The organism is Flavobacterium sediminis, assembly GCF_003148385.1.
Lineage (GTDB): Bacteria > Bacteroidota > Bacteroidia > Flavobacteriales > Flavobacteriaceae > Flavobacterium > Flavobacterium sediminis.
In genome coordinates, this window is sequence record NZ_CP029463.1 from 3,061,212 (window position 1) to 3,082,786 (window position 21,575).

Genomic DNA, 21,575 nt, shown 5'->3' on the forward strand with positions numbered 1-21,575 from the left:
ATTATGACACCGCATTATACAAATATTCATAACCGATTTAAAATAAACGGCTTTCACTTAGATAGAGATTCTCTTTTTCAATTGGCTTACAGTCTGATCAAAGAAGGGGAAGATTTTGAAAAAGAAGTAGGAATGTTTCTTTTGGATTGGTTTGATGCAAAAGACTATGTTGAGGCACAAACTTCGGGAACAACGGGGAACCGAAGATTGTAAGAATTGATAAACAAGCAATGGTCAACTCAGCTTTGGCTACGGGAGATTTTTTTGAATTGGAACCCGGGAATACAGCTTTAAACTGTTTACCTGCCCGGTTTATTGCAGGGAAGTTAATGCTCGTTCGATCCATTATTTTAGGATTAGAAATGGATATGGTTTCACCTAAAGGCAATCCGTTAGCGCATACTTATAAGAATTATGATTTTGCAGCGATGGTTCCGCTACAAGTCGAACATGCTCTAGAAAATATAGAACAGATTGACAAACTGATTATTGGCGGAGCCAAAGTTTCTCAGGATCTTATAGAAAGTCTTAAGGGGAAAAAGACGAAAAGTTATGAAACTTATGGCATGACGGAAACCATTACTCATATTGCTGCCAAACCTATAGGAGAAGAGGTCTTCACTGTTTTACCCGGTATAAAAGTGGCTAAGGATATTGAAGGTTGTTTAGTTATTGAAGCTCCCAGAGTTTCAGACGAGAAGATCTTTACACACGATCTGGTTGAGATTACCGGAAAGAATACATTCAAATGGATAGGAAGGAAAGATAACATCATTAATTCCGGAGGAATAAAAATTATTCCGGAACTGGTTGAAAAAAAATTGGATGGTAAGTTAAAATCCCGCTATTTTATCGCTTCTAAACCGGATAAGCATTTAGGTCAGAAAGTAGTGTTGGCAATAGAAGGAAAGAACAATATAGATACTAAGATTTTTGAAGTATTGGATACTTATGAAAAACCTAAGGAAGTTGTTTATATATCCAGATTCAGTGAAACGGAAAACGGAAAAATTAATCGTAAAGAGACTTTAGAAAAAAACGGGCTGGTATAGCCCGTTTTTTATTTATGCATTTTTAGATAATAATCCACCGAATGCTTTCCGCTTCCGTAAAAAACGAAAAAAATCGCCAGAAGTAGAGCAGCAGAAGCCTGAACAAAATTACTAGTGTTAAACTCACTAAAGAAATTCAGTAAAAGAGCGCAGATAAGTATAGGCATTTGTACCCATACTGACCATCTAGTCAGGAAGCCAATGCAAATCATTGTTCCTCCCACAATGTGAGCCATGGAAACATAGTGTATAATTAACATTTCACTGCCAAAATTCCCTGCAGTATTTAAAATGTCATGTAAATAGTTTGTTTCTGTAATGAAAGTTACCCCTTTCAGAAACAAAAAGACACCAAAAATAACACGTACCAGATCTAACGGATAATAAGTGTGTGCATTAGCCCATTTGTTTAATTCTCTAATTGTAGCCATTACATTTAGTTTTTTGATATAAGGCTAATTTACTGAAAATTAAATAATTATTAAAATAATTTAAGAATTAAATAATTTAATGTTTAAAAAAATATTGAATTCACAACTCTTCCTTTAATTTGATAAAGAAATTATTGTCAAAAATTTGATAGCTCTTTGATTTTTTAAGTTTGCGCAATTTTATTTTTTGTTCCTGAGTGGTAGGATATAAACGTACTTTTTTTCGGTTGTATTCAATGTCTACCGGCATATTGAAATCAGCGTTTACATTATCCCAACGGTAATAGAAATAGTTGCCGTCTGTTTTGTAGACCAGTTCAGGGATTTGAGTAGTTTTCAAATATTGGTTAAAAATGGGAGTAAGGTTCATACCGCTTTTTTCATTGAAATAAGCGACCACCTGATCGGTGTCAATGATCTGTTTTTTAAAATGCTCGCTGTAATCGTGTAATAGTTTCCACCATTTAGCATCGTCATTAATCACATGTCGCAAGGTGTTCAACAGTAGAGCGCCTTTATAATACATGTCACCGCTTCCTTCGTTATTTACACCGTATTGTCCTATAACCGGTCGGTCGTTCTGTACATTAAAGCCTTGACCGTTGATGTATTTCATAGCGGCTTCATAACCTTTTTGGCATTCAATAAATACGGTTTCACTATAGGTAGTGAAAGCCTCATGAATCCACATATCTGCAATATCTTTACTGGTAATGCTATTTCCGAACCATTCGTGTCCGGTTTCATGAATAATAATAAAGTCAAAGCCCATTCCAAGACCACTTCTGGATAGATCCCTGCCTAAATAGCCTTTTCGGTATTTGTTTCCGTAAGCTACAGCACTTTGGTGTTCCATTCCTAAATAAGGAGTTTCTACTAATTTGTAACCGTCTTCCCAAAACGGATAATTTCCGAATTTTTTATTGAAACAGGCAAACATGGGTTTTACATCTGCTTCAAAGTGTTGCTTGGCCTTTTCCTCATTTTCCCGTAAAACATAATAGTCTAAGTCCAAACCTTCGTAAGTATCATGAATGTGGACATAATCGGCAATATTCACTGTGATATCGTAATTATTGATTGGATTTTTTACTTCCCAATCCCAGCGGGTGTATCCGTTTCCTAAATCCTGAGAACCTGTAAACCGACCGTTAGAAACATTCATTAAACCATTAGGTACAGCCACTTTTATAGTAGCTCCGTTATCAGGTTCATCCGTTTGTGAGTCTTTACACGGATACCATAAACTAGCCCCAGTTCCTTGGACAGCTACAGCAATAAAATCTTTTTTGTTATCATCTTTACTGAAAACAAATCCGCCATCCCAAGGTGCATTTTTAGCGACTTTAGGTTTACCGGAATAGTAGAATCTAAGTTTTTCTATCGAGTTTTGATCGATTGGTTGCGGAAAGTTGATGAAAACGGCATCGTAATCTCTTGTATAGTTTAGCTTTTGGTTGTTCCACACAATAGAATCAACTTTCATATTGTCAAACAGATCCAATTGTATTTTTTGCGTAGGTTCTATTACTTTAAAGGTGACCTGATTGTATCCGGTAATACTTTTTTCATCAGGATTGATAGTGAGACTCAAATCATACCGTTGGACGTCAAAACAAGTACGTTCCAAGCGTAAACCACCCTGTAAGGAATCTCTGTGGGTAAAGTTTTGAGCTGATAGTTGTTGGAAGCCAATGATTAAAAGGGATATGTAAAGTGATTTTTTCATCTATTTATTAAAATTAATGCCAGAATTAAACAAATTTAATAACATATTACTAATTATTTCTGAATCAATTGTAATATTAATTTCTTTTATCTTTTCTGATGAATAATTTTCAAAAGCTTTTATCAAAAGAATCTTGTTTTTTTCATCATAGTATAAGCTCCAATTTTCCCATGTTTTAACTTTTGTCGGACTGAAATCGACAATAAATTTATTTATAAGCTTTTTGGCATCTATACCTGAATAACCTTTTGATTTTTTAAAATGAATAGAAACAAGTGAACTATCTTTTTTTGAGAAAATAAAATCTGCGTATTCTTCTTCATTTTCATTAATTATTTTTGAGACTTCAAAATAATTTTTGTGTGTGTAGTGATTTCTATATTCTAATTGAATATCTGTATAATTAAGTTTAAATTGTGAATATACGTTTAAGAATAAAAATATTAATACAAATGTTATTTTCTTCATTTTAAAAACTTAAAATTCTGCTTCTTTAAAAATAGTCATTTTTTCTTTTAAAACAGGATGTATAAATGTAATTTCTTCGGCATGAAGATACAAACGATCTGCTTTGGTTCCGTACAAATCATCACCAATAATAGGGCAATTCAATCCTAGACTATGTGACGCATGAACACGCAATTGGTGTGTTCGTCCGGTAATAGGGAAGAAGTGTATGCGTGTTTTTTTATTCTTTATTTCGACGACTTTAAAATGTGTTTCGGCGGGTTTTCCGTATTCGTAGCAAACCAATTGATGCGGGCGATTGTCTAAATCTACTCGCAATGGTAAATTAATAATGCCTTCCGGCTGTTTTACAATGCCGTCAAGCAAAGCCACATATCTTTTTTTAACGGTTCGTTTGATAAACTGCGATTGTAGTTTTTTATAGATTTCTTCTGATTTGGCGATCAATAACAAACCGGAGGTCGACATGTCTAAACGATGAACGATCAGTGGACCTGTAGCTTCGGGATAGCGTTTCTTGACACGTTCGTAAACCGAATCTTGTATATTTTTTCCGGGAACGGAAAGAAATTCGGCGGGTTTATTCACAACTGCTAAATGATCGTCTTCAAAAACAATTTCGATATCTTTTCCTTCGGCGGGGTTTTCTAAGAGCGGATTCTCATCCATTTCTATGCCCTGTAACATGTGAGCCAGAATAGGTTCACATTTGCTTCTGCAAGCCGGGTAAAATTGTTTGTGTTTGCGTATTTCTGATTTTGGTGATTGTCCCCACCAGAATTCAGCTAAGGCAATTGGTTTTAAATTATTTTGAAAAGCATAATGCAATAACTTAGGTGCAGCACATTCACCGGCACCTGCAGGAGGATTATCGTCAAAAATTTCACCTACACTTTTTAATTTTTTATTTTGATTTAAAAAGGCGTATTGGGCAAATAATCGTTGTTGTAATTCTGAGGATTTATTGGCTCTTTCTAGTTTTAAATGATCAATTTCAGCTTGAAAACTTTCGACTTTCGACTTTTGATTTTCGACAGTTAAATTCCAATATTTTGTCATTTTTTTGAGTAAAATGCTTTCTTTTTTACTTTCTTCAGAAAGTTCGAGCTCTAATTGCTCAATTGTTGTTGGCGACAAATTATCAAAGGAAGCGCGTTTTTCATCCCGTTGAATTTTTAAGTCTTTAATACGCCGTTTCTGACGTCGGATATCGTTTTGTGCTTCTTCTTTTGTTTGCTCTAAATTTTTTTTGGCTTCTGCTAAAGCCATACTTTGTTCTAAAGCTTCTATTTTCCGGTTGTATTGGTTTAAAATAGCTTCTTCCTGCTTGAAAAAGCTATTTTGCGTTAGCATATCAAATACCGGAGGAACAAAATAAAGATGGTGGTTGCTATCGGCTAATTTTCCCGAAACACCCCATAAATAACCTAATTTATCATTTTGATCGAGGCATACCAGAACGCCAAACATTTTTCCGATTACAAACCCTTCCTGATCTTTTTGTAAACCGAAGTTGTGTTCAAAATCAGTTTGGGTCTTTAAATATTCCTGAAGTTCTTGTGCTGCAATTCTACTCAGTTCATGAGGTTCGTAATAAAAAGGGAATGTAAATTTTTCGGGTAATGAAATACCTGAAATATCAGTTTTGAAATATCGGAATTTTGAAAGCATAAAAATTAGGTTGTCAGGCTGAATTCATTTCAGCTGCTAAAAAAAGATCCCGAAACAAGTTCGGGATCACAAAATTAATATTTATACTTGAATCACTCCTAAATTAAACGGTTTTTCAATAGGAACATGGTTAGCGGCTTCAATTCCCATAGAAATCCAGGTTCTGGTTTCCAATGGATCAATAATAGCATCGGTCCACAAACGAGCGGCAGCATAATACGGGGAAACCTGAGCGTCGTATTTAGCCTTGATCTTATTGAATAGTTCTGCTTCTTTTTCCGGAGTTAATTCTTCTCCAGATTTTTTTAAAGAGGCTGCCTCGATCTGTAATAATACTTTTGCTGCCTGAGCGCCCCCCATAACGGCTAATTGAGCACTTGGCCAAGCGAATATCAATCTGGGATCATAAGCTTTCCCACACATGGCATAATTACCGGCTCCGTACGAATTTCCTACTACAACAGTAAATTTAGGAACCACAGAGTTGGAAACAGCATTGACCATTTTGGCTCCGTCTTTAATAATTCCGCCATGTTCTGATTTACTGCCAACCATAAACCCGGTTACATCCTGAAGAAAAACCAAAGGGATTTTCTTTTGGTTGCAATTCGCTATAAAACGGGTGGCTTTATCAGCAGAATCCGAATAAATTACACCGCCGAATTGCATTTCACTTGGTTTTGTTTTGGCACCGGTTGTTTTCACAATTTTACGTTGATTGGCAACAATTCCTACAGCCCAACCATCGATGCGGGCATAGCCCGTAATAATGGTCTGTCCGTAACCGGCTTTGTATTCATCAAAATCTGAATTATCGACTAAGCGTTTGATGATCTCCATCATATCATACTGGTCTGCACGGGATTTAGGTAAAATACCATAAATATCTTCTTCTTTTTCAGCCGGTTTTTGAGCTTTTATCCTGTTGAATCCGGCTTTTTCATAATCGCCGATCTTTCCTATGACCGATTTGATTCTGTCTAAAGCGTCTTTATCGTCTTTTGCTTTGTAATCAGTAACTCCTGAAATTTCACAATGAGTAGTGGCACCGCCTAAGGTTTCGTTATCGATACTTTCGCCTATGGCTGCTTTTACCAGATAACTTCCAGCTAAGAAAATACTTCCGGTTTTATCTACGATAAGCGCTTCATCACTCATAATGGGCAAATAAGCGCCACCGGCCACACAACTTCCCATAACGGCTGCGATTTGCGTGATGCCCATACTGCTCATTACAGCATTGTTGCGGAAAATTCGCCCAAAATGTTCTTTGTCGGGAAAAATCTCATCCTGCATGGGTAAATATACTCCGGCAGAATCTACTAAATAAATGATCGGTAGTTTGTTTTCAATAGCGATTTCCTGTGCTCTTAAATTCTTTTTCCCGGTAATAGGGAACCAGGCTCCGGCTTTTACGGTAGCATCATTAGCTACTACAATGCATTGTTTTCCCTGAATATATCCTATCTTAACAACAACTCCTCCGGAAGGACATCCTCCGTGTTCCGGATACATTTCTTCTCCGGCAAAGGCACCGATCTCAATACTTTTTGAATCAGTATCTAATAAATAATCAATACGTTCCCGGGCAGTCATCTTTCCTTCGGCATGTAATTTTTCGATTCGTTTTTGACCACCGCCTAGTTTAACTTTGGCTAATTTATTCTTTAAATCTGAAATTAAAAGTTTGTTGAAATCTTCGTTTTTGTTAAAATTTATATCCATTTTTTGCGAAATCTAAAAAGTATGCGCTAAAATAAGAAAAGAGAATGAAATTATATAAAAAAAATCCAAGTATAACACTTGGATTTTTAAGCAACTTAGAAAAGTTGATATTTTATGGCAAGGCTAATATTTTTTAAACTGTTGTTATCTTGCGAATAATAATCGAATAATACGGTTTTTGATTGTAGTTTTGCTTCAAAAAATAGCTTTTGATAGGCATAACCTACTCCTAATCCGAAACTGGTTTTAGGCGTAAAACCTGAGATCTTTTCTCCGCCTGCATAATAACCGTTAGACTTTCCGATAGCATAATTCAGATCAAAAGACGGAGTGAAAAATATCTTAGAATTATCATTAAGGAAAACATAATATCTTAAACCGATAGGTATGTTTACGTAGTTTAACTTTATTTCACCTTCTTTTTCGGTATAAACATTGGGACTTAAATAATAACGACTGGTAGCATCTTGTTTGATAGTATTATAGTTGGGATCTAAAATAAAGCTGAATTTATTATTGTTGAACGGAAGTACTATTTCGAATTCTACACCAGCTCCGAAAAATACACCTTTATCAGTATCAATATTAAAAGATTCAAAATTAAAATTGCTATAGTTTAATTTAAGTGAAGGTTTTATATTAATTTTTGCAGTTTTGTTATTAAAAGTAGTATAATCAGCTGTTTTGCAACTGTTGTATTTTTCAAAGTATTTGATTAATGATCCTGCATCGTATTTGACATTTTGTATATACTGTCTTTCAAAATTACAATTCACATCTTCATATAATTGTTTTTTGTATTCATTATTGGTTAAAATACTTTCGCTGGAAACATTGTTCAGTTGGGTCTTTAAAACTTTTAAAGTATCAGCTGACGGATGATATTGAATGTATATCAATTGTTTAGGTTTGTCATTAAAATTTGAATAGAAAAATTTTACAATGTTTTCCTTTTCATATTTATAGAGTGACTTTTCTCCGGAAACCAATACTTTTAATAAAGCTGTTTCTTTAGTGTAAACAGGGTTGGGTGAATTACTAATCAGGTTAATTTTGTCTGATGATTTTTCAATGTCGACAGTATATTTAATATATCTGGAATTGTCGTAAATCTCAAATTCATTTAAGTTTTCAATATCAACTTCTTTCGGACTAGCTTCAGGGGCCGTTTTAAAAATGATCTTTGAAGGATTATTTCTCCAGTCAGTGTTTTTTATAAAACCTTCTACTTTTTCTCCGGTGTTGTCAATATAATACCCACTCAGGAATTTTGTTTGGGAGAAGGAAAGGAACGTAATTAAAGAGGCAATGGCAGTTAAAATACTTTTTTTCATAAATAAATTAGTTAATTAGAGTGGTACAAACATAAGCTTTTTCTGCTAAATAGAAATCGTTTTTTTATGTAATGATTATAGTAAAAACTAATTATTTAATAACCAATTATTAACCTTAGTTTTAATCAGAATTGTATTCTTTGTGAATTTAGAGTTTAAAAATGAGATATAACTTTTTACTGTTCAGTTTACTTTTGATTATCTGTTGTTCCCCGACAGTTAATGCTCAAAATTTAAAGCAATTAAAAGAAGAATTAGAGCAGGCAATTCAACATAATTCTACTCCGGTTGTTTTAGAGAAGAGGTTTTTAATAGGTAAAATTTATGCTGAAAGCGGATTGTATGCTAATGCATTAGAATATTTTAACTCAGTATTAAAGGATTATCAGAATAATTCAAAAGATTCACTTTTTGTAAAAACGAATATTGAAGTCGGAGAATTGTATAACAACACAAAGCGATATGCAAATGCTATTCCCTTTATAGAACAGGCAATATCAGTTTCTAAGCAATTGGATTACAAGCAAGGTTTGGTTAAAGCCTATAGTACACTTGGTTCTTCTTATGAGAAACAAGGTAATTATATGAAAGCATTGGAATTTGAAAATAAAAGTTTGAGTGCTTTAAGTGAAAAAGGACATAGAGAAATCAGAGCTAAAGTTTATGAAAATATAGGAAGCATTTATGAAGACTTAATGCAGTATGATGAAGCTTTTGAGTATTTTGAGAAAAGTTATCAATTGGTCAAAGGAACTTCTTCTAAAGCAGAGGCTAATGTGTTGAATAATATTGGTGATGTTTACAGAAAAAAAGGAAATTTAACTATAGCGATTACGATTACCCGACAGGCTTTGGAAGTGGCAACAAAGGTCAATGACAATCACCTTTTAGAAAGTGCTACTAAAGATTTGGCTAAGGCTTACGCTTTACAAGGAGATTATGAAAAAGCTTATAATTACCGTTTAGAGGCAGAAAATTTTAAAGAATTATCCCTTAAAGCAGAAAATCAAAATCAGGTAAATGTATTGTTGACGGATTTAAAGATCAATCAGAAAGAATCACAAATCAAACTTCTGAAAGAGCAAAACAAACTCAATTCCACTCGTTTAATCTTATCAGTCGTGATCTTAGGAATCTTCTTTATTTCTGTTTTTTTATGGTTTTTGTATGCCGGAAAGAGAAGGAGAATAAATACGAAATTGCAGGAATTGGAACAGGAGAAATTAAAGGCAGAATTAGAGCTTAAAGCAAAGGAAAAAAAGAACCTGCATCGCAATTTAGAGGTTAAAAATGCAGCTTTGTCGCGCTATAGTCTGCATTTAGTTCAAAAAAATAAATTATTGACCGAACTTTCCGCAAAACTAAAACATTTAACACAGCGACAATCGGTTAATTATGAAAAACACTTAAAAGACCTTTGTTCGGAGATTGATTTTACGTTGCAGCAAGATAGCGAATGGAACGATTTTAACGTGTTTTTTGAAGAGATACATCCTAATTTTACAAAAAACCTTTCCGAAGCAGCTATTGAAACTTTAACACCGACAGAATTAAAGTTGGGTATTTTGTTGCGTCTGAATTTATCCTCAAAAGAAATAGCCTCAATCCTGAGAGTTACACCGGATAGTGTACGGGTAGCCCGCCACCGTTTCAGAAAGAAATTGCCTCTTGATACGAAAGAAGATTTAGTGGCTTTTTTATTGGCTTTATAGCTTATTTTTATCCTATTTACATATAAAGTTATCACAATGTAAATTCAATCTTAATGTTGCCTTCTTGTTTCCTTAAAAAAACGGATCGTTTCTTATTTGTTGCCTCCTATATTTTTACCGAATCTATTGATAATTATAGTTTTGGGGCAAAATCAAATTATAAAGAAATGAAAAAACAAACACAGCTAAAATGGTTATTTGTAACGGTATTTCTACTGTTTTCATTTGCCAAAATCAATGCTCAGAACGGTTCAGTAACCGGGAAAGTTGTTGATGAAAATAACTTTTACCTTCCGGGAGCTAATGTAGTTCTGGAAGCCCTAAAAAAAGGAGCCGTAACGGATTTTGACGGTAAATTTTCTATTGTGTCAGTTCCTGCCGGAACCTATAAATTGAAAGTTACTTATTTAGGATATGAAGATTCAGAAGTTGATGTAACTATTGAAGTTGGTCAAACGGCTGATGTGATCGTTCAACTAAGTCCCAAAAAATTAAACTTAAACGAAGTAGAGTTAGTAGGATACGGAAACGGCCAATCGAAAGCGCTAAATGCGCAAAAAAATAATATGAATGTAACGAATGTTGTTTCCACCGATCAAATCGGAAAATTTCCGGATGCAAACATCGGAGATGCTGTAAAACGTATTCCAGGAATTACCATGCAGGTAGATCAGGGGAAGCCCGAAACATTATTGTACGGGGTTTGTCCCCTCAACTAAATTCAGTTACACTAAACGGCAGCAGAATTCCTTCTGCCGAAGGAGATAATCGAAATGTTCAGATGGATTTGATCCCGTCTGATATGATCCAGACTATTGAAGTTAATAAAACGATCACACCTGATATGGATGGTGATGCTTTAGGTGGTTCCGTAAATCTGGTCACAGCAACGGCGCCTCAAAAATTCCGTTTGTCTTCAACATTAGGTTCCGGAGTTAGCTTTATTACGGATAAGCGAATTTTAAACGGTTCATTTTTAGTAGGTAATCGTTCCAAAAATAAAAAATTTGGATGGATGGCATCCGCCTCCATTAATGATACTGATTTCGGTTCGGATAATATCGAAGCTGAATGGGATGATAAGTTTGAATACAATACCGGTGCAACTGACGGCGATGGCGAACCTGTTTTGGAAGAAGTAGCTGTAAATCCATACACTAAAAGTTTTGAAACCCGTAAATATTTGGTTCAAAGAGTTCGCAGAAGTTTTGCATTAAATTTTGATTACCAGTTCAACAGCACCAACGAATTGTATTTTAAATCAATGTACAACTGGCGTGATGATAGGGAGAATCGTTACCGAACTAAATATGAAATTCTGGACGGAGAAGATATTACTCTTGGTGATTTCACTGTAACAAACGGAAACTTGACAAGCTTTCCGGCAGAAATTACTCGAGAAACAAAAGGAGGGATCAATAATAACAGAAATAAAAGTCGGCGTTTAGAAGATCAGAGAATGCAGAATTATTCATTAGGAGGGAAGCACTTGCTGGGAACAGTAAAAACAGATTGGATGGTTTCATTTGCAAAAGCGTCTGAGGAACGAAAAAATGAAAGATATGTCGGTTTCCAGTCAGAATACAACGTTTTTAATGATAATACCGATACAGAGTTTCCCCGAATGTATGCAGTAAACCCTACAGATGAGACAAATTACGGAAATTTTGAATACGATGAAATTACTGAGCAATACCAGTACACAGAAGAAAAAGATATTAATGCCTTAGTAAATTTTGAAGTTCCGGCTGACTTTTTCGGGAATGGTACGGTTAAGTTCGGAGTAAAAACACGTTTTAAAAATAAGAACCGAAACAATAATTTCTTTGAATATGATTTAGAAGATACTTATCCTACAATGGATCTGACAGGTCTTAAAGATTACACGAATACAGATTTTTTACCGGGTAGTCGATACCAATTAGGGAGCTATGTTAGTGCCGATTGGTTAGGTTCATTGACTTTAGTAAACGGAGAAGCAGTTCCTGATGAGTTTCTGCGAGCTAATTTTGATGTAAGTGAAAATGTTTGGGCAGGTTATGTTATGACAACTCAACAAATTACGAATAAGCTAGGTTTAATGCTTGGAGTAAGAGTTGAAAATACATCGTTAGAAGCAACCGGTAACAGAATAGAAGACGAAGAAGAACTTGTGGGAACCATTACGGATAAAAACAGTTATACCAATGTGTTGCCAAGTGTTCACTTTAAATATACACCAAATGATAATGCTGTCATTCGGTTTGCAGTTACGAATACTTTATCAAGACCCAATTATGTGGATTTAATTCCGAGCTTAGATGTGGTAACTTCTGACGAAGAAATTTATGTAGGAAATCCCGATTTAAAGCCAACCACTTCAACAAACTTTGATTTGCTTGGAGAATACTATTTCAAAAGTGTAGGATTGATCTCAGGAGGTTTGTTTTACAAAGATATCAGCGATTTCATTTATCAGTTCCAGACAGAAATAGACGCAGACTTATATGGAGCGGGAACATCCGGTTATAGAGTATACCAACCTTTAAACGGTGATAGGGCATCAATTTTTGGTGTTGAGGTTTCGTTTCAAAGAAATTTAGACTTCTTACCCGGTTTTGCTAAAAATTTCAATGTCTATCTGAATTACACCTATTTGACCTCTGATGCAAAAGGGATTCGAAATGAAGACGGAGAGGAACGTGATGATTTAGATTTACCTAACACGTCACCGAATATGTTCAACGGATCTTTAGGGTATAATCACAAGTATTTTAATGCCCGCTTATCAGCTAATTTCTCCGATGCTTATATCGATGAAATAGGAGGCAACCAGTTTGAGGATCGTTATTACGACCAACAATTTTTCTTAGACTTCAATTTAGGTGTAACTTTGTCTAAAAATTTGAGACTTTATGCCGAATTAAAAAATATTACCGATCAGCCTTTGCGTTACTATCAATCAATCAGTAAACGGACACAACAAGCGGAATACTATGGAAGACGCTTAACATTCGGTATTAAATATGATTTATATTAAGAACTAATTTTTACAATGAAAACTATTTATTTAATAAATGCTGCTGCGGCAATTTTAGCCGTGAGCTGCCAAACACAGTCTGATTTAACACCTATAACTCCTGATGTAATTACAGAAAAAACAATAAACGATACAGACGATCCGGCAATTTGGGTAAACCCGGAAAACTCTGCTGAAAGTATTGTGTTCGGAACGGATAAAGAAACTGACGGAGCGATCTATGCTTTTGATCTGGAGGGAAAAATTATAGAAGAGAAAACACTTCGTAACATGAAAAGACCAAACAATATTGATTTGGTTTACCAAGTTCCGTTAAATGATTCAGTAAAGGTCGATATCATAGCATTCACCGAAAGAGAAGAACAACAGATCAGAGTATTCTCTGTTCCGGATATGCAGCCTTTAGATAAAGGAGGGTTTAAAGTGTTTGAAGACGAAACCAATGAAGCTTATCAATGGCCTATGGGAATAGCCTTGTATCATTCACCGACAGATCATAGAGTATATGCAATCGTAGGAAGAAAAGAAGGACCAGCCGAAGGTTATTTATACCAATATGAATTGCAACCAGCGGGAAAAGGTTTACAAGCAGTTTTGGTTCGGAAATTTGGAAAATTCAGTGGTAAGAAAGAAATTGAAGCCATAGCTGTGGATGCAGAAAACGGATATATTTATTATTCAGATGAAGAGTTTGGAGTACGTAAATATTATGCCGAACCTTCAAGAGGAAACCAAGAGTTGTCAGTTTTCGGTCAGGATAAATTCTTAAGCGATATTGAAGGTATTGCTATTGCAAAAACAACAACAAAAGGCGGTTATATTATTGTTTCAGATCAACAAAGAGGAACATTCAATGTGTTTGATCGTCAAACCAATGCTTTCATCAAAGCGGTAAACTTGACTACAGTTGAAACTGATGGTTGTGATGTGGTAACCACAAACTTAGGTACTGATTATCCCAAAGGATTATTTGTAGCCATGAATGATACCAAAGAGTTCTATTTTTACGATTTCGGAAAAATTATAGATGAAATTGAGAAAACAACAACTCAACCTTAAAAAGAAAAATTGTGTTATTCTTTTTTAAAGTTGATTCTAAAAAAGGGCTTTTTTAAAAGCCCTTTTTTATTGTTATTCTTCATCTTTTTGTCCTGTCATCATCAGATAGGCTTTTAAGAATCCGTCAAGATCTCCGTTCATGACCGCATCAACATCAGTAGATTCGAATCCGGTTCTTACATCTTTCACTAATTTATACGGATGCATTACGTAGTTTCGGATCTGAGAGCCCCATTCGATTTTCATTTTCCCGGCTTCAATGTCAGCTCGTTTCTCTAAACGCTTTTTCAATTCTATTTCATACAATTGAGAACGTAGCATTTGCATTGCTCTTTCCCGGTTATCGTGTTGCGAACGGGTTTCAGAGCACTGAATTTGAATTCCGGTCGGTTTGTGAACCAATTGTACTTTAGTTTCTACCTTGTTTACATTTTGTCCGCCGGCACCACTGGAACGAGCGGTAGTGATTTCAATATCAGACGGATTGATCTCAATCTCAATAGTGTCATCAACCAAAGGATAAACATAAACGGAAACGAAAGAAGTATGACGTTTAGCATTACTGTCAAAAGGCGAAATACGTACCAATCGGTGTACTCCGTTTTCTCCTTTCAGATAACCGAAAGCAAAATCTCCGTCAAATTCTATGGTTACGGTTTTTACTCCGGCAACATCTCCTTCCTGAAAATTCAGTTCTTTAATTTTATATCCTTGTTTTTCGCCCCACATTAAGTACATACGCATTAGCATAGAAGCCCAGTCGCAGCTTTCAGTCCCTCCGGCTCCGGCAGTAATTTGCAATACAGCACTCATACTGTCTCCTTCATCAGAAAGCATGTTCCTGAATTCCAGATCTTCTATATGCGTGATGGTTTTATCATATTGTTCGTCTACTTCTTCTTCAGTTACATCACCTTCTTTGTAGAAGTCTAACATAATTTGAAGTTCATCAGATAATTCAACAGCTTTGTTGTAATCTTCAACCCATTTTTTCTTTGAGCGGATGTTGCGAACAATAACTTGCGCTTCTTTTGCGTTGTCCCAAAAGTCAGGGGCAAAGGTTTTTTCTTCTTCGTTAGTGATTTCGATCAGTTTCTTATCGATGTCAAAGATACCTCCTTAACGCACCAAGGCGATCAATAATATCTTTAACTTGTTCTGTGTTTACCATAAAAATTGTAGTTTTACGACACAAAAATAAGACATTCCTTTTGATATATGGAAATAAATTTAATAAGTGATACAGTTACCAAACCAACTCAGGAAATGTTGGAGGCAATGTTTACGGCAAAAGTAGGGGATGATGTGTTTAAGCAAGACCCTACAGTAAACGAATTGGAGCGTTATACTGCAAGTTTATTCGGTAAAGAAGCGGCTTTGTTTTTTCCTAGTGGTACAATGGCTAATCAAACAGCTATACGATTGCATACTAAACCGGGTGATGAGGTTATTTGCGATAAATGGTCTCATATTTTTTTGTATGAAGGAGGCGGAGTTGCTGCAAACAGTGGTGTTTCTTGTCATTTAGTAGATGGAAGCAGAGGAAAGATTACGGCTCAGCAGGTAAAAGAAGTGATTAATGACCCCGAGTTTTATCACGCTCCTGTAACCCGATTGGTAAGTCTTGAAAATACAACAAATAAAGGGGGAGGAGCATGTTATGATCTTTCAGATATGCAAGCTATAGGACAAGTCTGTGAAGAGCATGGATTAAAATATCATTTAGACGGTGCACGTTTGTGGAATGCTATGATTGCAAAACAGCAAAATCCTAAAGATTTCGGTCGGTTATTTGATACGATCTCAGTTTGTTTATCTAAAGGACTGGGAGCACCTGTAGGTTCTGTTTTGGTAGGTTCGGCAGAGGATATGAAAAAAGCAATGCGTGTCCGTAAATTGTTCGGAGGTAATATGCGGCAGTCCGGATATTTAGCAGCAGCAGGATTATATGCGCTACAACATAATATACAGAGGTTGTCAAAAGATCATGAGCGCGCTCAGGACCTGGCTCAGGTATTATCAAAAAAAGAATGGGTTATGACAGTAGAACCGGCAGAAACTAATATAGTGATCTTTACATTGAAGCCTACTGTTAATGAACAGGATTTTATTGAAAAACTGAAACAAAAGAATATTTTAATCAGTTCTATGGGGCAAGGAAAACTTAGGATGGTAACGCATTTAGACTATCGTCAGGTAATGCATGATTATGTGATGGAAGTTTTAGATAAATTATAAAAAAAAAGGATTCTGCAGAATCCTTTTTTTATAAAAACACATCTGAAATTTATTCACTATCTAATTCCAAATGTAATTTGTCAGTATTCAGAATCTTTTCGGCAGTATCAATATCACTTTGATCGCCTCGAACAAAAAGAAGGAATTTACATTCATTTAAATGATCCTCATATTTTTTAGCATTGTGCTTTTCTACACCTGCAAAGGTTAATATAGCAATAATACTGCTGCCGAATGCTCCTAAATCAGCTCCGGCAATTCCACCAACTAAAGCACCCGCGCCGTAAAGAAAACCAAGTCCCGGAATAGTAAAAACTCCTATTCCTGTAAGTATTCCTAATGTAGTTCCGGCAATAACTCCTAAACTGACTTCCGCTGCTTCAGCAGTGTCGTTAGTTTTAATGTGTACATGATTGTTGATTAAATCAGCTTTACCTAAAATAGAAACTTTTTCAGTATCAAAACCATTATTTTTTAGTTGATCAACTGCTTGTAGTGCTTTTTTGTGAGTTTCATAAACTGCAACTAATGTTTTCATGATTTCTGTTTTTTAAGTTAACTATATAAAGTTAAGGCTTTTCAACGGAAACACTATTAGAGAAAAGTTAATTTATTTGAATAAATCCATTCCGGGGATATTAGGCATCCCTTCTTTGGCAACTGCGGCAATTTCGGTTTCATTAACCTGAGTAGCACGCTCAATAGCTTTGTTTAAAACATTTACCAGATAATCTTCCAGCATTTCTTTGTCCTGTAAAAGATCGTCACTAACAGTAATGTTTTTAATAGTTCTGTTGGCTGTAATGGTTACTTCTAATAAACCATCCGAACTTTTTTCGTCAATTAAAACGGTGTCTAAACGTTTTTTGGTTGCTTCTACTTTTTCTTGGGTTTCTTTGATTTTTCCCATCATACCCATTAAGTCTCCGAACATAAATGTTAAATTTTAATTTTGAACGACAAATTTAGTAAATTTATACTCATTAATAAATCTATAAATTCATGAGAAAAATTTCGGTCGTCCTGTATATTTCCATTACTTTTGTTCTTTCTTGTAATTCCAAAAAATCAGAAATGAATACAGATGTGCAGCCCCCGATTGCCAAAAAAATACCGTATAAATTAGAAAAACACAACGATGTCAGAATCGATAACTATTACTGGTTAAACCAAAGAGAAGATCCGGAAGTTGTGGCTTATCTGGAAAAAGAGAATGAGTACTATCAGAAAATGACGGCTCATACAAAGAAACTTCAGGAAGATTTATTTCAGGAGATGAAATCTCGAATTAAGGAAGACGATACCTCAGTTCCTTATTTTTACAACGGATATTACTACATTACTCGTTTTGAAACCGGAAAAGATTATCCTATTTATGCTCGTAAAAAAGGAAGTTTGGATGCTCAGGAAGAAATTATGTTTGACTGTAATGAAATGGCTAAAGGGCATTCTTATTTTAATTTGAATGGTATCAGTGTGAGTGAAGATAACGAATGGTGTTCATTTGGAGTAGATACCGTTTCAAGACGCCAGTATACAATTAAAGTTAAAAATCTGAAGACCGGTGAAATTTTACCGGAAGCTATTGAGAATGCCACAGGAAGTACAGCTTGGGCAAGTGACAATAAAACTTTCTTTTACACTAAAAAAGATCCGCAAACTCTTCGTTCTGATAAAATATATAAGCATATATTAGGAACAGAACCGGCTAAAGACGAATTGGTTTTCCATGAAAAGGATGATACTTTTTATACGTTTGTATATAAAGAAAAATCTAAAAAATATCTGGTTATCGGTTCTACAAGTACGTTGACCTCAGAATATCAGGTTTTAGAGGCAAATGATCCGTCCGGGAAGTTTCGTGTTTTCCAGAAAAGAGTAAGAGGAGTAGAATATTCCATTTCTCATTTCGGAGACAGCTTTTATATATTGACTAATAAAGATAAGGCAACTAACTTTAAATTGATGAAGACTCCCGAAAAGGCTACGATCTCTGAGCATTGGGTTGATCTGATTCCGCATAGGAAAGAAGTCCTTTTAGAAGGAATTGATATTTTTAAGGATTATTTGGTAGTTGAAGAACGTTCCAACGGATTGAATAAAATTCAGATTCGCCCGTGGAGTGGGGAAGAGCCTTATTATCTGCCTTTCGAAAGTGAGACCTATACCGCTTACACAACTACAAACCCTGATTTTGATACAGAATTGTTGCGTTTTGCTTACCAATCATTGGCTACGCCTTCATCGGTGATTGATTTTAACATGCGTACCAAAGAGAAAACGGTTTTAAAAGAACAGGAAGTGCTTGGAGGCAAATTCGATAAAAATAATTATCAGGAAGAACGTATTTGGGCTACCGCTGAAGACGGAACTAAAGTTCCGGTTTCTTTAGTCTACAGAAAAGGAGTTCAAAAGGATGGAAAAAATCCGTTATTGCAATATGCTTACGGTTCTTATGGTTCTTCAATGGATCCTTGGTTCTCTACAACACGTTTGAGTTTATTAGACAGAGGATTTATTTTTGCGATAGCTCACATCAGAGGCGGAGAAGATTTAGGAAGAGATTGGTATGAAGATGGAAAGTTGTTAAAAAAGAAAAATACATTTACTGATTTTATTGATTGCTCTGAATATTTGATAAAAGAAGGATATACTTCCCGAGAGCATTTGTATGCGGAAGGAGGATCGGCCGGAGGCTTGTTGATGGGAGCAGTAGCAAATATGGCACCGGAATTGTATCATGGGATCATAGCTCAAGTTCCTTTTGTAGATGTAGTTACAACGATGCTGGACGATTCTATTCCCTTAACGACTGGAGAATATGATGAGTGGGGAAATCCTAACGATAAAGAATATTATGATTACATGCTTTCGTATTCACCTTATGATAATGTTAAGGCACAGGATTATCCTAATATGTACATTTCCACAGGATTACATGATTCGCAGGTGCAATATTGGGAACCTGCCAAATGGGTAGCCAAATTACGAGATATGAAAACTGATAAAAATCTCTTATTTTTAGATACAAATATGGATGCGGGTCATGGCGGTGCTTCAGGGCGCTTTGAAGCACTGAAAGAATTAGCTAAGGAATTTGCGTTTTTGTTAGATTTAGAAAAAATTAAGGAATAGTTAAACTTTTTTTGTTAAATTTGCATGGTTTTGGGGTTGTCAAAAATAAATACAGAAAGCCTACCACAACTAATTTTTTATTTATGAAAGAAGAAATAAAAGCCTACGATAATGTTCTTGCACTAATAGGGAACACGCCGTTGTTAAAATTAAGTAAAGTTACATCGAATCTGGAAGGTAACTTTTATGCAAAAGTAGAAGCCTTTAATCCTGGACATTCTGCAAAAGATAGAATAGCATTATATATTATTGAAGAAGCAGAGAGGAGAGGAATACTTAAACCGGGTGATACCATTATCGAAACGACTTCAGGAAACACAGGATTTAGTATAGCAATGGTTAGTATTATCAAAGGATATGAGTGTATACTAGCAGTTAGTTCTAAATCTTCTAAAGACAAGATTGATATGTTAAGAGCAATGGGAGCCAAAGTATATCTTTGCCCGGCTCATGTATCAGCTGACGATGAACGGTCTTATTACAGTGTAGCGAAACGTTTACACGAAGAAACAAAAGGTTCAATTTATATCAATCAATATTTTAATGAATTAAATATTGAAGCGCATTATAAAACTACCGGACCTGAAATTTGGGAACAAACCAATGGAAAAATCACCCATTTAGTGGCGTGTAGCGGTACAGGAGGAACTATCTCAGGAACTGCTAAGTTCTTAAAGGAAATGAATCCTGATATTAAAGTTCTGGGAGTGGATGCTTACGGTTCAATACTGAAAAAATACCACGAAACCCGTGAGTTTGACAGTAATGAGATCTATCCTTACAGAATTGAAGGTTTAGGTAAGAATTTGATCCCTACAGCAACTGATTTTGATGCAATCGATAAATTTATGAAAGTATCAGATGAGGAAAGTGCACATACAGCACGAGAAATTTCAAGAGTAGAAGGCTTGTTTGTAGGTTATACTTCAGGTGCAGCTCTACAAGCAGTTCGTCAATATGCTGAGGAAGGTGAGTTTACAAAAGACAGTAATGTCGTTATTATTTTCCCGGATCACGGTTCGCGTTATATGAGTAAAGTATATAGTGATGAGTGGATGAATGATCAAGGATTTTTTGATAGCGTAAATATAGAAGCTAATCAAAAAGTAGAAGTGATTAAATAATAGAAAATTATAATATCTCTATACTAAAAAAGCTCCGAATCGGAGCTTTTTTATATTTTAAATTATTTTCTTAATAACTCTTAATTTGTGAGTATGTCTGTTTGTTTCGGCATTGTAGATGCCTAAATGATCCAGACGATCAATTCGAACCTTTCCGGATGCATGAATAATATGATTGTTTTCCATCATAATTCCTACATGGATGATATTCCCTTCTTCATCATCAAAAAAGGCTAAATCTCCGGGTTCACTTTCTTCAATAAAACTAAGAGGTTCTCCTTGAGTAGCCTGTTGGGATGCATCTCTTAAAATATGATATCCGTTCAATCGATAAGCCATTTGCGTGAAGCCGGAACAGTCTATTCCGAAAGGGGATTTTCCACCCCACAGATAAGGAGCGTTAAGGTACATGAAAGCCGTTTTAACAATAGCGGTTTTAGACTTAATACCACATGTTTTTAGCCCTTCGAAAGCATAATTCTTAGTGTTAATATTTTCGTGGCTTAAAAAGGAAAGTGAAGAGCCCAAAGGAATGGCGATCAACTCGTTTTCAGGATTTGTAATGTATTCAATCAGATCAGCATTCAGAACTTCCGGAGTTTCCAGTAGATCTGCATATTGATTTTCGGAAATTTTAAAAAATTGTTTATTGTCAACCCAACCCGTGTATTGGTCAAAAGCGGTTTCAATCTTACTCCATTTAGGAGTTTCTTCAATAATTTTAAAAAATTCTCCAAATAACAATTGGGAAACCTGTTCGCTTCTGTCTGATGCTTCAGAACGAATGGGAACTATGGCAAGATTACAAATTCCGAACATTAAAACAATTATAATATTAAATAAAAAACACCGGATAGGATATCCGATGTTTTATAAAG

Annotated in this window: 19 protein-coding genes; 9 read left to right on the forward strand and 10 right to left on the reverse strand. The window is 35.2% G+C overall.

The window, feature by feature from the left end; all coding sequences use genetic code 11:
• Nucleotides 1-3: 3 nt before the first annotated feature.
• The gene (locus DI487_RS16650; RefSeq protein ID WP_317046226.1) at nt 4-213 is read left to right on the forward strand and encodes a hypothetical protein; all 210 of its coding nucleotides are present in this window, start codon (nt 4-6) and stop codon (nt 211-213) included.
• Between the two features lie 17 nt (nt 214-230).
• Nucleotides 231-1,052, forward strand: coding sequence for an acyl-CoA synthetase family protein (locus tag DI487_RS14220; protein WP_317046227.1), 822 nt, complete (start codon nt 231-233; stop codon nt 1,050-1,052).
• Between the two features lie 8 nt (nt 1,053-1,060).
• Here the strand turns inward: DI487_RS14220 and DI487_RS14225 are convergent, their stop codons facing one another.
• From DI487_RS14225 to DI487_RS14250, 6 genes are all read right to left on the reverse strand, one after another.
• Nucleotides 1,061-1,483, reverse strand: a complete 423-nt coding sequence (locus DI487_RS14225; protein WP_109570234.1) for a DoxX family protein — start codon at nt 1,481-1,483, stop codon at nt 1,061-1,063.
• 100 nt (nt 1,484-1,583) lie between these two features.
• Nucleotides 1,584-3,212 carry a M1 family metallopeptidase gene (locus DI487_RS14230; protein ID WP_109570235.1) on the reverse strand — a complete coding sequence of 543 codons (1,629 nt, stop codon included), beginning with the start codon at nt 3,210-3,212 and terminating at the stop codon, nt 1,584-1,586.
• Complete coding sequence (locus tag DI487_RS14235; RefSeq protein ID WP_109570236.1) at nt 3,213-3,680, reverse strand: hypothetical protein; 468 nt, start codon at nt 3,678-3,680, stop codon at nt 3,213-3,215.
• Between the two features lie 9 nt (nt 3,681-3,689).
• Nucleotides 3,690-5,351 (reverse strand): RluA family pseudouridine synthase, encoded by a 1,662-nt coding sequence (locus tag DI487_RS14240; protein ID WP_109570237.1) that lies wholly within the window; start codon nt 5,349-5,351, stop codon nt 3,690-3,692.
• 81 nt (nt 5,352-5,432) lie between these two features.
• Nucleotides 5,433-7,076, reverse strand: coding sequence for an acyl-CoA carboxylase subunit beta (locus tag DI487_RS14245; protein ID WP_109570238.1), 1,644 nt, complete (start codon nt 7,074-7,076; stop codon nt 5,433-5,435).
• A 95-nt stretch (nt 7,077-7,171) separates the two neighbouring features.
• Nucleotides 7,172-8,410, reverse strand: a complete 1,239-nt coding sequence (locus tag DI487_RS14250) for a porin family protein (RefSeq protein ID WP_109570239.1) — start codon at nt 8,408-8,410, stop codon at nt 7,172-7,174.
• Nucleotides 8,411-8,571: 161 nt separating this feature from the next.
• On the opposite strand from DI487_RS14250, the gene DI487_RS14255 reads away from it, so the two are divergent.
• The 4 genes from DI487_RS14255 (at nt 8,572) to DI487_RS14265 (ending at nt 14,200) form a co-directional block, all read left to right on the forward strand.
• Complete coding sequence (locus DI487_RS14255) at nt 8,572-10,122, forward strand: tetratricopeptide repeat protein (protein WP_109570240.1); 1,551 nt, start codon at nt 8,572-8,574, stop codon at nt 10,120-10,122.
• 167 nt (nt 10,123-10,289) lie between these two features.
• Complete coding sequence (locus tag DI487_RS16655; RefSeq protein WP_317046229.1) at nt 10,290-10,841, forward strand: carboxypeptidase-like regulatory domain-containing protein; 552 nt, start codon at nt 10,290-10,292, stop codon at nt 10,839-10,841.
• A complete protein-coding gene (locus DI487_RS14260) occupies nt 10,826-13,141 on the forward strand; it encodes a TonB-dependent receptor (protein WP_317046230.1) in 2,316 nt (771 codons plus the stop codon). The genes DI487_RS16655 and DI487_RS14260 overlap by 16 nt, the downstream gene beginning before the upstream one ends.
• 15 nt (nt 13,142-13,156) lie before the next feature.
• The gene (locus DI487_RS14265; RefSeq protein WP_109570241.1) at nt 13,157-14,200 is read left to right on the forward strand and encodes a phytase; all 1,044 of its coding nucleotides are present in this window, start codon (nt 13,157-13,159) and stop codon (nt 14,198-14,200) included.
• A 72-nt stretch (nt 14,201-14,272) separates the two neighbouring features.
• On the opposite strand, the gene prfB is transcribed toward DI487_RS14265, so the two are convergent.
• Nucleotides 14,273-15,371 (reverse strand): peptide chain release factor 2 gene (gene prfB / locus DI487_RS14270; RefSeq protein WP_109570242.1). Its coding sequence is split into 2 segments (ribosomal slippage): nt 14,273-15,307 and nt 15,309-15,371, totalling 1,098 coding nucleotides; the frame shifts between segments, so codons are not numbered across the junction.
• A gap of 47 nt (nt 15,372-15,418) precedes the next feature.
• On the opposite strand from prfB, the gene DI487_RS14275 reads away from it, so the two are divergent.
• On the forward strand, nt 15,419-16,438 hold the full coding sequence (locus DI487_RS14275; protein WP_109570243.1) for a threonine aldolase family protein: 1,020 nt from the start codon (nt 15,419-15,421) through the stop codon (nt 16,436-16,438).
• A 49-nt stretch (nt 16,439-16,487) separates the two neighbouring features.
• On the opposite strand, the gene DI487_RS14280 is transcribed toward DI487_RS14275, so the two are convergent.
• Together DI487_RS14280 and DI487_RS14285 are read right to left on the reverse strand one after the other, a co-directional pair.
• A complete protein-coding gene (locus DI487_RS14280; protein WP_109570244.1) occupies nt 16,488-16,976 on the reverse strand; it encodes a general stress protein in 489 nt (162 codons plus the stop codon).
• Between the two features lie 72 nt (nt 16,977-17,048).
• Nucleotides 17,049-17,372 (reverse strand): YbaB/EbfC family nucleoid-associated protein, encoded by a 324-nt coding sequence (locus tag DI487_RS14285; protein WP_109570245.1) that lies wholly within the window; start codon nt 17,370-17,372, stop codon nt 17,049-17,051.
• Nucleotides 17,373-17,512: 140 nt separating this feature from the next.
• Between DI487_RS14285 and DI487_RS14290 the strand changes: the two genes are divergently transcribed.
• Both DI487_RS14290 and DI487_RS14295 read left to right on the forward strand, forming a co-directional pair.
• Nucleotides 17,513-19,573, forward strand: coding sequence for a S9 family peptidase (locus tag DI487_RS14290; RefSeq protein WP_109570692.1), 2,061 nt, complete (start codon nt 17,513-17,515; stop codon nt 19,571-19,573).
• Between the two features lie 83 nt (nt 19,574-19,656).
• A complete protein-coding gene (locus DI487_RS14295; RefSeq protein ID WP_109570693.1) occupies nt 19,657-20,697 on the forward strand; it encodes a PLP-dependent cysteine synthase family protein in 1,041 nt (346 codons plus the stop codon).
• 57 nt (nt 20,698-20,754) lie between these two features.
• Here DI487_RS14295 and DI487_RS14300 read toward each other — a convergent pair whose 3' ends face one another.
• Entirely contained in the window at nt 20,755-21,516 is a 762-nt protein-coding gene (locus DI487_RS14300; RefSeq protein ID WP_109570246.1) for a C40 family peptidase, read from the reverse strand.
• Nucleotides 21,517-21,575 lie beyond the last annotated feature (59 nt).